At 72.8% G+C, this 15,107-nt stretch carries 12 protein-coding genes; 6 read left to right on the top strand and 6 right to left on the bottom strand.

What is annotated here, in order from left to right; genetic code table 11:
- Positions 1-3: 3 nt before the first annotated feature.
- Together ACGFX4_RS29225 and ACGFX4_RS29220 are read right to left on the bottom strand one after the other, a co-directional pair.
- Complete coding sequence (locus tag ACGFX4_RS29225) at positions 4-885, bottom strand: carbohydrate ABC transporter permease (protein WP_393080460.1); 882 nt, start codon at positions 883-885, stop codon at positions 4-6.
- Entirely contained in the window at positions 882-1,841 is a 960-nt protein-coding gene (locus ACGFX4_RS29220) for a carbohydrate ABC transporter permease (RefSeq protein ID WP_393080457.1), read from the bottom strand. The genes ACGFX4_RS29225 and ACGFX4_RS29220 overlap by 4 nt, the downstream gene beginning before the upstream one ends.
- Positions 1,842-2,237: 396 nt before the next feature.
- Here ACGFX4_RS29220 and ACGFX4_RS29215 point away from each other — a divergent pair, with 396 nt between their 5' ends.
- The 4 genes from ACGFX4_RS29215 (at position 2,238) to ACGFX4_RS29200 (ending at position 7,195) form a co-directional block, all read left to right on the top strand.
- Positions 2,238-3,287 carry a substrate-binding domain-containing protein gene (locus ACGFX4_RS29215; protein ID WP_393080455.1) on the top strand — a complete coding sequence of 350 codons (1,050 nt, stop codon included), beginning with the start codon at positions 2,238-2,240 and terminating at the stop codon, positions 3,285-3,287.
- A 194-nt stretch (positions 3,288-3,481) separates the two neighbouring features.
- Positions 3,482-5,002, top strand: a complete 1,521-nt coding sequence (locus ACGFX4_RS29210) for a sugar ABC transporter ATP-binding protein (RefSeq protein WP_393080604.1) — start codon at positions 3,482-3,484, stop codon at positions 5,000-5,002.
- Positions 4,999-6,009 carry an ABC transporter permease gene (locus ACGFX4_RS29205; protein ID WP_393080453.1) on the top strand — a complete coding sequence of 337 codons (1,011 nt, stop codon included), beginning with the start codon at positions 4,999-5,001 and terminating at the stop codon, positions 6,007-6,009. The genes ACGFX4_RS29210 and ACGFX4_RS29205 overlap by 4 nt, the downstream gene beginning before the upstream one ends.
- Positions 6,010-6,157: 148 nt before the next feature.
- Positions 6,158-7,195: a LacI family DNA-binding transcriptional regulator gene (locus ACGFX4_RS29200; RefSeq protein ID WP_393080451.1), complete on the top strand. Its 1,038-nt coding sequence runs from the start codon at positions 6,158-6,160 to the stop codon at positions 7,193-7,195.
- Between the two features lie 16 nt (positions 7,196-7,211).
- Here ACGFX4_RS29200 and ACGFX4_RS29195 read toward each other — a convergent pair whose 3' ends face one another.
- Positions 7,212-7,646, bottom strand: a complete 435-nt coding sequence (locus ACGFX4_RS29195) for a DUF4259 domain-containing protein (protein ID WP_393080449.1) — start codon at positions 7,644-7,646, stop codon at positions 7,212-7,214.
- Positions 7,647-7,956: 310 nt separating this feature from the next.
- Here ACGFX4_RS29195 and ACGFX4_RS29190 point away from each other — a divergent pair, with 310 nt between their 5' ends.
- On the top strand, positions 7,957-8,826 hold the full coding sequence (locus tag ACGFX4_RS29190) for a hypothetical protein (protein ID WP_393080447.1): 870 nt from the start codon (positions 7,957-7,959) through the stop codon (positions 8,824-8,826).
- Between the two features lie 29 nt (positions 8,827-8,855).
- Here the strand turns inward: ACGFX4_RS29190 and ACGFX4_RS29185 are convergent, their stop codons facing one another.
- The 3 genes from ACGFX4_RS29185 to ACGFX4_RS29175 form a co-directional block, all read right to left on the bottom strand.
- Positions 8,856-9,554 carry a hypothetical protein gene (locus tag ACGFX4_RS29185; RefSeq protein ID WP_393080446.1) on the bottom strand — a complete coding sequence of 233 codons (699 nt, stop codon included), beginning with the start codon at positions 9,552-9,554 and terminating at the stop codon, positions 8,856-8,858.
- A gap of 103 nt (positions 9,555-9,657) precedes the next feature.
- Positions 9,658-12,069 (bottom strand): RICIN domain-containing protein, encoded by a 2,412-nt coding sequence (locus ACGFX4_RS29180; RefSeq protein ID WP_393080444.1) that lies wholly within the window; start codon positions 12,067-12,069, stop codon positions 9,658-9,660.
- A gap of 111 nt (positions 12,070-12,180) precedes the next feature.
- Positions 12,181-13,623: an RICIN domain-containing protein gene (locus ACGFX4_RS29175; protein ID WP_393080443.1), complete on the bottom strand. Its 1,443-nt coding sequence runs from the start codon at positions 13,621-13,623 to the stop codon at positions 12,181-12,183.
- Between the two features lie 254 nt (positions 13,624-13,877).
- Between ACGFX4_RS29175 and ACGFX4_RS29170 the strand changes: the two genes are divergently transcribed.
- Positions 13,878-14,702, top strand: coding sequence for a DeoR/GlpR family DNA-binding transcription regulator (locus ACGFX4_RS29170; RefSeq protein WP_393080441.1), 825 nt, complete (start codon positions 13,878-13,880; stop codon positions 14,700-14,702).
- Positions 14,703-15,107: the final 405 nt, after the last annotated feature.

The following is a 15,107-nucleotide window of genomic DNA, read 5'->3' as shown; positions in this document are numbered from 1 at the left end:
GGGTCATTCCTTGACGCTGCCCGCGGCCAGGCCGGACTGCCAGAAACGCTGGAGGAAGAGGAAGGCGACCACCAGCGGGACGATCGCCAGCAGGCTGCCGGTGACGACCAGGGGGTAGAAGTTGACGGTGGTGACGCCGCTGCCGGCCGCGCCGGTGGCCAGGGCGTTCCACTGGTTGAGGCCGACGGTGAGCGGGAACCACTGCGGGTCGCTCAGCACGATCAGCGGCAGGAAGTAGTTGTTCCAGGTGGCGACCAGGGCGAACAGCAGCACGGTGACGAACCCGGGTGCCAGCATCCGCAGCGAGATGGTGAAGAAGGTCCGCAGCTCGCCGGAGCCGTCGATCCTGGCGGCCTCCAGCACCGTGTCGGGCACGGCCTCGGCGGCGTAGACCCGCATCAGGTAGACGCCGAACGGGCTGACCAGCGAGGGCAGCAGGACGGCCCACGGGGTGTCGACGATCCCGGCCTTGCTGAACAGCAGGTAGGTGGGGACGGCCAGGGCGGTGCCGGGGATGGCGATCGCGCCGAGCACCAGGGCGGAGAGCGCGGTGCGGCCGCGGAAGCGGTACTTGGCCAGGCCGTACCCGGCGGCGGTGGAGACGAACGCCGCGCCGCCGGCGCCGACCACCGCGTACAGCAGGGTGTTGCCGAACCAGCGCAGGTAGATCCCGTCGTCGTAGGTCAGGACGTCCGCGATGTTGCCGAACAGGTGGAAGCCGTCGCCGAACCACAGGCCGAAGCTGTTCATCAGCGAGGCGGTGTCCTTGGTGCTGGACATGAACAGCCAGACCAGCGGGAGCAGTGCGTACAGCAGCATCAGGCCCATGGCCAGGGTGAGCGCGTTGCTCGGGCGGCGGCGGGCGGGGGTGGTACGGCGGCTCATCGGCCCTGCTCCTTGCGCATCGACCGGACCTGCACCGCGTAGGCGACCACCGCGGTCACGCCGCCGAGGACCACCGCGACCGCGGCCGAGTAGTTGAACTGCTGTCCGTTGAACGCCAGGTTGTAGGCGTACATGTTGGGCGTGTAGCTCGTGGAGATCACGCCGGGGGCCAGCGTCTGCATCACGTTCGGCTCGTTGAAGAGCTGGAAGGTGCCGATGATCGAGAACACCGTGGCCAGCACCAACGCGGGCCGCACGGCCGGGAGTTTGATCGACCAGGCCTTGCGGAACTCGCCGGCGCCGTCCATCTCGGCCGCCTCGTAGAGCTCCTCGGGGACGGTGCGCAGCGCGGCGTAGAGGATCAGCATGTTGTAGCCGACGTACTCCCAGGTGACCACGTTGCCGATGGAGGCGAGCATCCAGTTCGAGCTCAGCAGGTCGGGCACGTCGACGCCGAGCAGGTCGCCGATCTGCCCGGCCAGGCCGAAGCGGTCGCCGTAGAGGTAGCCCCACATCAGGGAGGCCACCACGGCGGGGACGGCGTACGGGACGAAGATGCCGATCCTGAAGAGCCCGGCCCGGCGCAGCCGTCCGCTGTCCACGGCGAGGGCGGCGAGCAGGGCCAGGCCGAGCATCACCGGGACCTGGACCAGCAGGAACAGCAGCACCCGCCACAGGCCGGCCCGGAAGAGCTCGTCGCCCAGGGCCCGGCGGTAGTTGTCGAGTCCGACGAACACCGTGCCGCCGATCAGCCGGTCCTGGAAGAAGCTCAGGTAGGCGGCGTAGCCGAGCGGTGCGACCACGCCGATCACGAAGACCGCCAGGAAGGGCGCGAAGAACGCGTAGCCGTACGCCCCGTGGCCGAGGCGGCTGGTCGATCCGGCCGGGACGGCCGGGCGGCGCCGGACGGGCGGCGGTTTCGGACTGGGCGCGAGGGGGGTGTGCGACGTGCTCACGGGTGAGGCCCTTCGGCGGATGTTTGCGCCAACATGGCGTTGGCGTGAAGTGTTGACCTGGCGGAGCGGGGGCGTCAAGCGGTCGTAGCGCCGCGATGCGAGTTCGTGACCGGCATCCACCGCAGGATCGGAGGCATCTCCGCTGGTCAGGCGGGCAACTCGGGCCCGTGGACGGATTTTCGACTCCGCCGGCGAAGGTTACGACCGCGTATCGGCGGGGCGACCGGCTTGACTCCGACCTGCGCCATTGCGTCTCATTGTTGCATCACGTTGAGTGATGTTGAGTCTTGTTGGGCTTCCGGTTCCGGTCCAGCCCCCGGCCCAGGTGGCCCCTCCCCCTTGTCCCTCCCTGCCCGCGGCGGCACGTCCCGCCGTGCCGGTGTGAAGGAGTCCCCCATGTCCCGTACCTCCGCCAGCCGTGCCGTCACGGCCGCCGGTCTGCTGCTCGCCCTCGGTGCGACCGCCGCCTGCTCGACCGGCCGGCAGTCCGGTTCCGGCTCCGGTGCCGACCAGGTCGCACCGGTCACCGGCAGGATCTCGATCACCTACCTGCAGAAGCAGGGCGACCAGGAGTACTTCGTCGGTGAGGCGGCCGGCGCGAAGGCCAAGGCCGCCGAGCTGGGGGTGGACCTCAAGGTGGTCAACCTCGGCAACGACGCCAACAAGACGGTCAGCGAGGTGCAGTCCGCGATCGCGCAGAAGTCCAACGGCCTGATCATCGTCGTGCCGGACCCGGCCGTCGGCCCGCAGGTCGCCCAGGCAGCCAGGGACGCCAAGGTCGCCCTGCTCACCTCCGACGACCAGATCTGCGCCAACGGCCCGGACCCGTCCGCCTGCGCGAAGGAGAACCTGGTGCCCCGGATCGGCTTCTCCGGGCAGCAGATGGGCGGCGAGGTCGGCAAGCGCGCCGCCGAGGAGTTCAAGAAGGCGGGCTGGAACCCGGCCGAGACCCGCACGATCTCCGCCTGGAAGCAGGACGTCACCGTCTGCGGCGACCGGGTCAAGGCCGCGAAGGACGCCTTCGGCGCCACCGTGGGCGGCGTGCAGAACATCGACGTCGCCACCGACAACACCCCCACCGGCGCCCAGGACAGGATCGCCGCCACCGTCACCGCCAACCCGGCCGTCAAGCACTGGGTGGTCTGGGGCTGCAACGACGAGAACGTCCAGGGCGGCGTCACCGCACTGGCCAACGCCGGCTTCAAGGCCGAGGACGTGATCGGCGTCGGCCTCGGCGCGTACCTCGCCTGCAAGGACTGGAACGGCGGCAAGCCGTCCGGGATGAAGGCCGCGCTGTTCATCAACGGCAAGGACGTCGGCGCGCTCGCCGTCCAGACCATGGTCGACCGCCTGAAGAACGGCAAGGACTTCCCCGCCGAGGCCTTCGCCCCCACCCGGATGGTCGACGCCGCCACCTGGAAGGACGCCGGCGTCAACTGCGGCTGAGCCCCCGGCCCACCGCCACCGGCGCACCGACCGCCGGCCCCGCCGCCCCAGCCGGGGCCGGCCCAGCCGCCGCCCCGCCCGGACCACCGCCCCCGCGTCCGGGCGGGGCGGCACCACCCCGCCCGACCAGACCCTCCGCCGCTCCGAGGTGATCCCCCTTGACCAGTACGCAGACCCCCTCCCCACCGCCCGGGGTGCCCGCCGCCGCCCGGGTGGTGGCGGTGACCAAGACCTTCGGCGCCGTCCGGGCGCTCGGCGGGGTGACCCTGGACTTCCCCGGCGGGCAGGTCACCGCGCTGATGGGCGAGAACGGCGCCGGCAAGTCCACCCTGCTGAAGATCCTCACCGGCGACCACCGCCCCACCGACGGCCACCTCGAACTGGACGGCCGCCGCGTCGAGTTCGCCTCGCCCGCGGACGCCCGGGCGGCCGGGGTGCGGATCATCCCGCAGGAACCCGAGATCGTCCCGCACGTCTCGGTCGCCGAGAACGTCTACGCCGGCGCCCTCCCCCGCCGGGCCGGCCGCCGCCTGGACCGCGCCGAACTGCGCCGCCGGATCACCGCCGACCTGGAGCGGCTCGGCTTCACCGGAGTCCTCGACCCCGACCTGCTGGGCTCCGAGCTCACGCCCGCCCAGCGGCAGTTGGTGGAGATCCTGCGCGCCCTGACCGGCGAGGCGAAGGTCATCGCCTTCGACGAGCCGACCTCCTCGCTCTCCGAGCACGAGGTGGACGCGCTGTTCGCCCTGATCGGCCGGCTCCGCGCCCAGGGCGTCGCCGTCATCTACGTCTCGCACCGGATGCAGGAGATCTTCCGCCTCGCCGACCGGATCGCCGTGCTGCGCGACGGTGAACTCGCCGGCGTCCAGAGCGCCTCGACCACCGGCGAGGCGGACCTGGTCCGGCTGATGGTCGGCCGCGACCTGTCCGCGGTCTTCACCCGTCGGCGCGTCGCCACCGACCGCCCGGTGCTGGCCGTCCGCGGGCTCACCACCGACCACGTCCGCGACATCGACCTCACGGTGCACGCCGGTGAGGTGGTCGGCCTGGCCGGGCTGATCGGTGCCGGACGCTCCGAACTCGCCCTCGCCCTGGCCGGCGACCTGCCCGTCCGCTCCGGCACCGCCACCCTGGACGGCCGTCCGCTGCCCTTCGGCCGGCCCGGCGCCGTCATCCGCGCCGGCCTCGGCCTCGCCCCCGAGGAGCGCAAGGCCCAGGCGCTGTTCCTGCAGCGCTCGATCCGCGACAACACCTCCGTCGCCGTGCTGGAACGCCTGCGCCGCCTGCGCTTCGTCCGCCGCGGCGCGGAGAAGCAGCTCGCCCAGGAGTACGCCGACCGGCTGCGGGTGCGCACCCCGTCGATCGAGCACGAGGTCGGCAAGCTCTCCGGCGGCAACCAGCAGAAGGTGGTCCTCGCCCGCTGGCTCGCCCGCAGGCCCAAGCTGCTGATCCTGGACGAGCCGACCCGCGGCATCGACATCGGCGCCAAGGCCGAGATCTACCGGATCATCGCCGACCTCGCCGAACAGGGCGTCGCCCTGCTGGTCATCTCCTCCGAACTGCCCGAGGTCCTCGGCCTCGCCGACCGCGTCGTGGTGATGCAGAACGGCCGCGTCACCGGCGAACTCGACCGCCGCGACGCCACCGAAGAGGCGATCCTCGCCCTCGCCATGGCCGACGACCTCGCCGCCACCACCACAGGAGCCACCCGATGACCACCACCGCCACCCCCGCGACCGCGCCGCGCACCCGGCCCGCCCTCGCCTCCCGGATCAACGGGCAGAACCTCAGCCTCACCGGCGCCCTCGTCCTGGTGCTGACCGTCTTCGGTGTCCTCAACGAGAACTACCTCAGCCTGACCAACCTCCAGGTCATCGCCGAGGCCGCCACCATCACCGGCCTGCTCGCCGTCGTCCAGACCGTCGTCATCATCTGCGGCGGCCTCGACATCTCCGTCGGCTCCCAGGCCGGCGTGGCCTCCGTCGTCTCGGCGATGGCCTTCACCGGCGCGGGCTCCAACGCCTTCGCCGGGATGGCCGCCGCCGTCGCCGTCGGACTGCTGATCGGCCTGCTCAACGGCGCCGTCATCGTCTACGGCCGGGTCAACCCCACCATCGCCACCCTGGCCGGCCTCGCCGCGTACAAGGGCCTCGCCCAGCTGCTCTCCGACGGGCGCGCCCAGGGCTACGTTCTCAACGACCCCGTCTTCGTCTTCCTCGGCCGCGGCGCCGTCGCCGGGCTGCCGGTCATGGTGTGGATCCTGATCGTGGTGGCGCTCGCCGTCCACGTCCTGCTCAAGTACACCGACCTCGGCCGCAACCTCTACGCCATCGGCGGCAACGACACCGCCGCCCGCCTCGCCGGCATCAACATCAACAAGTACCTGGTCGCCGTCTACGGCCTCATCGGCATCGTCTCCGCCGTCGCCGGCATCCTGCTCACCGCCCGCACCGGCTCCGGCCAACCCACCTCCGGCAGCGAAGGCCTCGAACTCAAGGCCATCACCGCCGCCGCCCTCGGCGGCTGCGCCCTCAAGGGCGGCAAGGGCGGCATCGGGGGCACCCTGCTCGCCGTCGCCCTGCTCGGCGCCCTGGAGAACGGCCTCACCGTCCAGGGCATCAACTCCTTCTGGCAGAACGTCGCCCAGGGCACCCTGCTGGTCCTCGCCGTCGTCGTCCAGCAGCGCCGCAGCGGCGAACGCGCCGTCGGCCTCCCCGCCTGACCCGGCCCCCATGACCGGCGGAGGGCCGTGAGGGTCGGCCCCACCCGCCGCTGCCGCCGTCCTTCCCGTCCCCACACGGGAAGGGCGGCGGCGTCCGGCTGTCTCCGGCCAGTACCATGTTCACGCAGACATCACGGGAAGGACCGGCATGGAGAAGACGGAAGGGCCCGCCGCCGCCAAGGGCCGGAACCGGCCGCCCTCGCAGGCGGACGTCGCCGCGCTCGCCGGGGTGTCCTCGCAGACCGTCTCCCGCGTCGCCAACAACCGCAGCAACGTCGAACCCGAGACCCGCGACCGGGTGCTCTCCGCCATGCGGATCCTCGGCTACCAGCGCAACAGCGCGGCCCGCGCGCTCACCCTGGGCCGGTTCCAGGTGCTCGGCGTCGTCACCTTCGACGTCACCGCGCAGGGCAACGCCCGCACCCTCGCCGCGATCTCCCGCGCCGCCCAGCGCGCCGGTTACTCGCTGAACGTCGTCTGCGTCGAGGACCAGACCGAGGAGGCCGTGCAGCAGGCCGTCCGGCAGCTCACCGAGCAGGCCGTGGACGGGCTGGTGGTCATCGAGGCGCAGATCCTCGACCGGCCCGGCTTCAACGTCTCCTCCGGCGTCCCCGTGGTCGTCGCCGACGGCGACCCCGAACGCCGCTTCCCCTCCGTCGACACCGACCAGGCCGCGGGCGCGGCCGCCGCCACCCGCCACCTGCTCGACCTCGGCCACCGCACCGTGTGGCACCTCGGCGGGCCGCAGGACTCCTACGCGGCCCGCCGCCGCGCCGCCGCCTGGCACGCCGCGCTCAAGGCCGCCGGCGCGCCCGTGCCACCCCTGCGCTTCGGCGACTGGACGGCCGCCTCCGGCTACGAGATCGGCCGCGAGCTGGCCGCCCGGCCGGACGTGACCGCGGTGTTCGCCGCCAACGACCATCTGGCCCTCGGCCTGGTCCGGGCGCTGCACGAGGCGGGGCGGCGGGTGCCGGAGGACGTCAGCGTGGTGGGCTTCGACGACCTGCCGGAGTCCGCGTACTACCTGCCCCCGCTGACCACCGTCCGGCAGGACTTCGAGGAGGTCGGCCGCGAGTGCGTCGCCCAACTCCTCCGCCAGATCGACTCCCCCGGCGAGTCCCCGACCGCCTCGGTCGCCGTCACCCCGGAGCTGGTCCTCCGCGCCTCCACCGCCCGGCAGGCCTGAACAGCAGAGGCTGTCGTCAGAGGTCGAAGAGTGCGTCCTCCTGTGGCGGGATCGGAGGGGCGAGCAGGCCACGGAGTGTCCGGATCCCCTGACGCCAGCGCTGGTAGGTCGCGAACTCGAACCAGCCCTCGACAAGGTCGGAATGCTCCGCCACCACCTGATCCAACGCATCGACGGCGAGCAGCGTGAGGTCCGCGGAGAACGTCGGCAGCGGCTCGGACGGACCGTGGAACGGGCAGGTCGGTTCGCCGCCGTGCTGGGCGGCGATCAGGGCCGCGGCGGCCACGGCCCGCTCACCGTCGGACTGGTCGAGGTGGTCCGCGGAGTCGGCGGCACGCTTCAGGATGCGGCGGACCAGTGCCTCCCGTTCCCCGATCGGAGCGTCGTCGAGGTCACCGGCGAAATCGGCGGCGGTGTCGTTGTCGAACGGGCCGATGTCCCAGGTACCCACGGCGGTCTCCTCGTGTCGCAGTCCCGGGATCCTCGCACGGGCCACCGACAGGGGGATCACGGTGCCGGCAGCATTCGCGTCTGCCCGTTCTCGTGCAGAAGGCCAGGTGGGCGCGTCGGTCCGGGGCGGGGTAGGTGGTGGGCGCATAGTGGGAGGCGTGCGTGGTCCCGGGCCGGTGATGGGGCGGCGGGCGGTTGTGGCCGGTGGGCTCGGCCTGGCGCTCGGCGCGGTCTGCGGGTGTTCGAGTGGTGGCGGCGCCGCGGCTACCGGGGCATCCTCGGCCTCACCCACGTCCACCACGTCCACTCCGATGCCGTCGGCCTCCGCCACGCCGCAGGCCTCCTCGTCGTTGCCTGCGGCCGTCGCGTGGCGGCCCGGGCCGGGCGAGGTCGAGCCGGACGTGAAGCTGCGGGCGGTCGAGGTGGTGGAGGCGCTCGGTACGTGGGGGCCGGGCGGCCAGGGGGTGGAGGCGGCTCGGGGGCGGGTGGCGGCGCTCGGGTTGCCGCCGGGGCTCGCCGACCAGGCCGGGCCGCTGCTGCCGGCCGCGGCGGAGGCGGTGGTGGAGGTGGTCTATGCGCAGTACGGCGGCATCCTGTCGGATTCGGCGAGTGTGATGGTGGTCTGCCGGCAGTGGTCCGCGTCGGGCGGGTCGGTGACGGCCGGCGGGACGACGGTGGATGTCCGGCTGAGCGCCGCGAGCCCCCGGTGGGACGTGACCGCGCTGCACCCGGCCGAGCCCGGGTCGCCGGCGGCGCAGCTCCCGGACCCGGCCACCCGGGTCCTCGCCCAGCCCCGGATCGTGCTGCCTCCGGCGGCCGTCGCGGACGTGCGCAGCGGCGCGGTGCACGACAGCGTGCTGCAGGCGATGCTGAACCTCGCCGGTCCGTACGCCTTCCAGGTGAGCGTGCTCCGCTCGGGGCATCCGCTGGACGTGTTCGGGACGGACCGGCCGAGCGACCATCCGGTGGGCCGGGCGTTCGACACCTGGCAGATCGACGGCCGGGCGGTGGTGGATCCGGCGACGCCGGCCGACCTGGTCGACGGTTTCATGCGGGCCGCCGCCGCGGCCGGCTCGTACAACGTGGGCGGGCCGCGGCAGTTGTCCGGCGGCGCGGTGGCCAATCAGTTCTTCACGGACCGGACCCACCGCGACCATGTGCACGCCGGTTTCCGCACCTGACGGCGCGGGCGGTCAGCGGGTCCGGGCGGTCAGCGGTTCATCTTGAGGTTCCACACGGTGAGGACGGTGTCGAGCTCGCCGTAGGAGCCGGCGTCGTAGTGCACACCGGTGATCTTCAGGACTCCGATGGGCGAGCTGCCCTCGACCACGCACACCTGGTCGTTCACGGCGACCTCGACCTCCTGGCGCTTCTGGGTGAGCAGTTGGACCCGGCAGCCCTCTGCGGTCGGTTCCCCGGTCCCGGACCAGGGAGCGACCGTGCCCTTCACCACCATGCCGTTGCTGCCACTGCGCTGGGCGTCCGGCCGCAGGAAGAGGAAGCTGCCGCTGGTACCGGCGGCGGGCGGGTTCGAGGTCAGGTCGACGCCCTCCATGCCCAGCCGGAAGGGCCCCGTCCACACGACCTTCGCGGCGGTGCCGGGGGCCGGCGCGGGGGCAGCCGTCCCCTGGGCCGAGGGGGCCGAGGCGGTACCGCCCCCGGTGCCGGCCTGCGCGGCGACGGTGACGGTCACCTGGGGTGCGGGGGCGGGGTTCGGCGAGTCGCCCCCGCCCATGAAGGCGGCCGCCGCGCTCGCCACGCCGGCGACGGCGCTGACCACCGCGGCGATCGCGCCCCACACCTTGGCGTTCGAGCGCCGCTCCGGCGGGTGGCCGTGCGGTCCGTACGAGGGCGGTCCGAATCCCGGCTGCGTCGGCTGGGATGACGGATCGTAGGACGGATGCTGCATCAGGTCCCCCGCTGGGTACAGGAATCGCCGCATCGGTGACCCGGACACGGCGCTGGCACGCTGCGTAAATTACTACAGGGGGACCTGCCCGTCGGCGGCCCGGCTAGCCGATCTGGAACTGCTGGCCCGGGGCGCCGGTGCACGGGTTCTGGACCAGCTTGGCGCCGTCGGCGGTGGAGCCGGCCGCGACGTCCAGGCATTTGCCGCTGTGGCGGGCGAGCAGGGTCACGTAGCCGGAGCCGGTGTCGCGGACCGACCACTGCTCGTTGCTGTTGCCGTTGCACGGGTACTGGACCAGTTCGGCGCCGTCGGCGGTGGAGGCGCCGGAGACGTCCAGGCACTGCCCGCTGTGCCGGGCGACCAGGGTGACCTGGCCGGGGCCGCCGGGCCGCAGCGCCCACTGCTGGCTGCTCGTGCCGGTCACGCAGGTGCTCTGCACGACCGGCGCGGCAGGGGCGGTGGAGGCGCCCTGGACGGCTGCGCACTTGGTGCTCTGCCGGCCCTTCAGTGTCTTCCACGTGTCGGGCGCGGCGCTGCGGACGGTCCAGGACTGGTTGTCGCCGGTGGTGGGCTGCCAGACGCCGACGGGTGCGCCGTCGGCGGTGGCGGCGCTGGCGACGTCGAGCAGCAGGCCGCTCGCCTTGTTGACCAGGGTGGCGTGGCCGTCGCCGGTGGTCGAGAGCATCCACTGCTGGGCGGTGGAGGTACCGGAGTTGGCGAAGCCGAGGGTGCCGGAGGCGACGGAGAGCGCCTTGCCGCTGCGGCCGTTGATGATCCGGTAGAGGGCGGTTGCGTCCCAGCCGCCGGCGAGTCTGGTGAAGGTCCACTGCTGGGCGGCGTCGGCGGCGTCGGGGGTGCGCTGGACGGGGGCGCTCTGGTTGGTGGCGCCCGCGGAGAGGGCGAGTCCGCTGTGGTCGCCGAGGATCTGCCGGACGCCTCCGGTGGGCGCGGTCGCGGCGGTGGTGGAGACGCCGGTCGCGCCGGGCAGCACGAAGGTGGTGACCGAGCCGGGGCCGACGGTGGCGGTGACGGTCCTGGCGGCGGTCGCGGTGAGGTCCGCCTCGCGCTGCAGGTTCTTGTCGGCGTCGGTGGTCCACTGCTGCACGGGCACCGACGTGTCGACGCTCTGGAAGCCGGCCAGGTCGAGGGTGACGGTCTGCGGTGCGCCGCCGGTGTTGGTGTACACGGCGACCGCGCCGGTGCCGCCGGGGCGCAGCGCGGCGACGGTGTCGGCGCTGTCGGTGGCGATCACCCGGGCGCCGGGGCGGACGAAGCGGCTGTAGTTGGCCATCGCCCAGTACTTCTTGTTCTTGCGGATCGGTTCGGCGGCCGGGTCGGCGGGGGTGAGGTCGACCTGGATCAGGCCCCAGTTGGAGTTCTCGTGGCCGGGCGTCATGTTCTCGTAGTCCTCGACGGCCTGCCACATCACCCAGGCGCCGGGCTCGAGTTCGCGCAGGTCGCCGGTGATCCGGCGGGAGAGGTCGAGGGCCGGGGACATGGCGGTGAAGCTCTGCGGCACGGTGCCGCCGACGTCGGTCTCGGACATCCAGAGCGGCTTTCCGGCGCCGCGGGCGAGGTCGCGGACGCCGCCGCGGCCGGCGGTGCTGTAGGTGTGGGTGTTGAGCTTGCCGACGGCGGCGCGGGTGGCGGTGTCGTAGCCGTTCCAGTCGCCGCGGAACTGGGCGGGGTCGGTCTCGTCCATCGCGGCGACGGGGGTGGCGAGGCCGGCGGCGGTCAGGGCGGTGCGCAGGCTGGTGATCATGTGGGCCTGGGAGGCGGGCTCCCAGTGCGAGCCCTCCTGCGGGCCGCCGGCGTGCCAGTACCAGGTGGCGGGTTCGTTGACCGGCGAGAGCGAGCCGAAGGTGACGCCGGCGGCGGCCTGGGCCCGTTGCAGGGAGCCGGCGAGGTAGGCGGCGAAGCGGTCGTACTGGTCGGCGCGGAGGTTGTCCTGCCAGGCGTTGGCGGCGCCGGAGACCAGGCCGCTCTCGGTCATGAAGTAGGGCGCGGAGTTGGAGAAGGCCTCGAAGGTGTCGGCGCCGCGGTTCTTGGCGGCGGTCAGCCACCAGCGCTGGTTGGCGTCGGCCTGCGGGTTCCAGTGGGTGGGGTCGGCCGGGTTCCACCAGCCGGCGGGTTCGGCGTTGGGCGGGGCGTACGCGGCGGGGCGGTTCCACCAGCCGGGGACGGCGGCGCCGGCCCGCAGGTAGGGGCCGGTCTCGGGGCTGTCGCCGCCGCCGATGTTGTAGCGGGCGACGGTGAAGCCGAGGCCGTCGGCACCGTACAGGTCGTCGGCGAGCCGGTTGCGGATGCTGTCGGGCCAGCCGCCGGTGACGTTGGCGAACCAGGCGAGCGCGGTGCCGAAGCCCTGGAACGGCTGCTGCTGGTAGCTCGGGTCGAGCCGGACGGTAACGTGCGCCGCGGCCTCGGCGGCGCCGGCGGGCGGGGCGGCCAGGGCGCCGGCGGCGAGCGCGGCGGCGAGGGCCGGGCCGAGGCCGGTGGTGCGGATGCCTCTGGGCATCGGGGCTCCCTTCGGGAACGGTGCGGGGGTGCGCGGGGGGCGGGCACACGACGGCACGCCCCTCGGGCCTGCGAGGTGGAGGGGCGTGCCGGGGCGGGGTCGGACGGCGGGTCAGCTCACGGTGGTGCGCTTCCACTGCTGGTTGGTGCCGGTGTTGCAGGTCCACTGCTCGAGCGCGGTGCCGTTGGCGGTGGACTGGTTGGTGACGTCCAGGCACTTGCCGCTGTGCCGGGCGATCAGGCGGACGTAGGTGTTGTCGACCTTCTGCACCTGCCACTGCTGGGAGGTGGCGGCGGAGCAGGTGTTCTGCACGACGAGGGCGCCGTCGGCGGTGGAGGCGCCGTTCACCTCCAGGCACTTGCCGCTGTGCCGGGCCATCAGCTGGACGTAGCCGTTGCCGGCGCTCTTGAACCAGTAGTTCTGGTTGGCGCCGTTGCCGCACGACCACTGGATGGCCCGGGCGCCCTGGCCGAAGGCGTAGTCGGAGACGTCCGCACACTTGCCGCTCTGCCGCCCGGTGAGCGACTCCCAGGTGGCGTTGAGGCCCGCGACGGTGCCGGTGGCGGTGTCGACGGTGATCTGCGGGGAGGCGCCCATGGTCATGGTGGTGGCGGTGGGGAACTTCAGTGGCAGCCACACGTACTGGGAGTCCTGGACGGTGCCGCCCATCGAGTTGCCCCAGCGGTCGCCCATGTACAGGTAGCCGGTGCCGGAGGTGCCCTGGACGGGCAGCACGTACGCGGTCTGGCTGCCGTACGTGACGCCGTCGCCGATGTCGCTCAGGCCGCTCCAGCTGCCGGTGACGCTGCTCGCGGTGGCGTACATCTGCTGGTTGGGGGCCCAGCCGGTGGCGCCGGAGGTCAGCAGGAAGTACACGCCGCCCCGCTTGAACATCGCGGGGGCCTCGCGGGACCAGCCGTTCCACAGGCTCTGCACCTGGGCGTCGATGCCGGTGAAGTCGGCGGTGAGCCGGTAGACGTGCAGGTCCCGGTTCTCGTTGGAGGCGGAGATCATGTATCCGGTGCCGTCGTCGTCGACGAAGGTGGTGATGTCCCGGGACATCTCGCCGAGCGGCCGGAAGCTGCCGCGCCAGCTGTAGTCGCCGTCGACGGTGGAGGAGACGGCGACGGCGGCCCGGGCCTCGCCGTAGTCGTTGCCGTTCTCCTTGTGCATCCACATCACGAACTGGCCGGTGGCGGCGTTGTACATCACCTTCGGCCGCTCGATGTTGGCGTAGCCGAGCTCGGGGTCGGTGGCCTGGGTGAGGACGTGGTTGCGGAACTCCCAGGTCTTCAGGTCGGTCGACCGGTAGGCCGAGACGTAGCGGAAGGTGTTGTCGGCGTTCCGGTCCTCGCCGAACCAGTAGTAGTACTGGCCGACCTTGAGGACGCCGCCGCCGTGCGCGTGCACGACGGCGCCGGTGGTGTCGGTGAACTGGGTGCCGTTGGTGACGGTCACCTGCGCCGCCTGGGCCGGCTGGCTCGCCGCCAGGCCCGTCACGGGGAGGGACAGCGCCAGCAGGGTGCCGCACAGGGTGGTTCTGATTCGCCGCATGGTTCACGTACCTCGGGTGGGGGTGGGGTGGGGGTTCGCCGGTGTCACGCGGGGCGCACCGTGTTCGCGCAAACAGGCGATTGCGGGAGAGTCTCGGAGCGATGTTGGGTTGTGTCAAGGGGTCTCGCGCGAAGTCCCGGCCAAAACTAGGACATATGCCGCCGTTGATGTTCGATCTTGTTGAGTTCACCCGGCGAACAGGCCCGGCCTAGACTGTTGCTTCCTGATGATTTCCGCGAGGAGAGGGTGAGACCGTGGCCGACCCCGGACTGTTGGGGCCGCAGCGCCGGGCGCTGATCCTCGACCTGGTGAAGCGCTCGGGCGCGGTCCGGGTGGCCGACCTGGTCGAACAGCTCGGCGTCTCCGACATGACGATCCGCCGCGACCTGGACGCGCTCGCCCGGGCCGGCGAGGTGGAGAAGATCTACGGCGGCGCGGTGGCCAGCGGCGCCCGCGCCGAGGAGCCCGGTTTCGAGGCCAAGACGCACCTGGCGTCCGGCGCCAAGGCGGCGCTCGCCGACGCGGCGGCGGCCCTGGTGGAGCCGGGCAGCGTGGTGGCGGTCTCGGCCGGGACGACCGCGTACGCGGTGGCCAGCCGGCTGCTCCAGATCCGCGGGCTGACCGTGGTCACCAACTCGCTGCCGGTCGCCGACCTGCTCCGGGACAACGCCGCCGACCCCGCCGGCACCGGCCCGACCCTGCTGCTCACGGGCGGCACCCCCACGCCCTCGGCCGCCCTGGTCGGCCCGCTCGCCGACCAGGCGATCCGCTCGCTCTACGTGGACCTGCTGATCATCGGGGCGCACGGCGTCTCCGAACGGGCCGGGCTGACCACGCCGAACCTCGCCGAGGCGCAGACCAACCGCGCACTGATCGCCGCCGCCCGCCGGGTGGTGGCGGTCGCCGATCACAGCAAGTGGGGCGTGGTGGGGCTGAGCGCCTTCGCGGCACTGACCGAGATCGACTGCTTCGTCACCGACGACGGGCTGGACGCGCCGGCCCGCGCGGTGCTGGAGGAGTCCGTCGGCCGGCTGATCGTCGCCGGGAGCCCGTCGGACCGACCGGACCCGGCCGGCTGATCGGCCGGGCGTCCCGGCAGCTCGTGCACCCGGCACCCCAGCTCCGCCAGCTGCCGGACGGTCCGCCGCGCCACCTCGTCGTTCAGCGAGAAGACGAACGGCCCGGGCACCACCACCGCCTGCACGCTGCCCTGCTCGGCGGCCCGCAGCAGCTGGGCCAGCGCGGGCAGCGGGCCGCCCGAGCGCCGTCCGTTGTCCAGGAAGACGGTGGCCTCGCCGAGCCCGGTGTCCAGCGCATGGCGGGCCAGCACGTCCCAGAAGTCCAGCAGGTAGGCCGCGTCGTACGGGTAGCACCGCAGGTAGATCGCGGTGGGCCGGGTCGCCACCGGCCGGATCCTGGTGTTCATGGCCTCTCGCCTCCTGCGATGTCCTTCACTGCTTCCAGGGAAGGCCCGCCGGACGGTT

It is taken from the genome of Kitasatospora sp. NPDC048365 (assembly GCF_043200835.1).
In the GTDB taxonomy this organism is placed as follows: domain Bacteria; phylum Actinomycetota; class Actinomycetes; order Streptomycetales; family Streptomycetaceae; genus Kitasatospora; species Kitasatospora terrestris.
This window is presented reverse-complemented; position numbering and strand designations above follow the sequence as displayed.

Bases quoted from the DNA above. Each gene is read 5' to 3' on its own strand.
- ACGFX4_RS29205 (WP_393080453.1), top strand. From the start codon at position 4,999: ATGACCACCACCGCCACCCCCGCGACCGCGCCGCGCACCCGGCCCGCC.
- ACGFX4_RS29185 (WP_393080446.1), bottom strand. From the start codon at position 9,554: ATGCAGCATCCGTCCTACGATCCGTCATCCCAGCCGACGCAGCCGGGA.
- ACGFX4_RS29215 (WP_393080455.1), top strand. From the start codon at position 2,238: ATGTCCCGTACCTCCGCCAGCCGTGCCGTCACGGCCGCCGGTCTGCTG.
- ACGFX4_RS29190 (WP_393080447.1), top strand. From the start codon at position 7,957: ATGCCGTCGGCCTCCGCCACGCCGCAGGCCTCCTCGTCGTTGCCTGCG.
- ACGFX4_RS29175 (WP_393080443.1), bottom strand. From the start codon at position 13,623: ATGCGGCGAATCAGAACCACCCTGTGCGGCACCCTGCTGGCGCTGTCC.
- ACGFX4_RS29200 (WP_393080451.1), top strand. From the start codon at position 6,158: ATGGAGAAGACGGAAGGGCCCGCCGCCGCCAAGGGCCGGAACCGGCCG.
- ACGFX4_RS29225 (WP_393080460.1), bottom strand. From the start codon at position 885: ATGAGCCGCCGTACCACCCCCGCCCGCCGCCGCCCGAGCAACGCGCTC.
- ACGFX4_RS29180 (WP_393080444.1), bottom strand. From the start codon at position 12,069: ATGCCCAGAGGCATCCGCACCACCGGCCTCGGCCCGGCCCTCGCCGCC.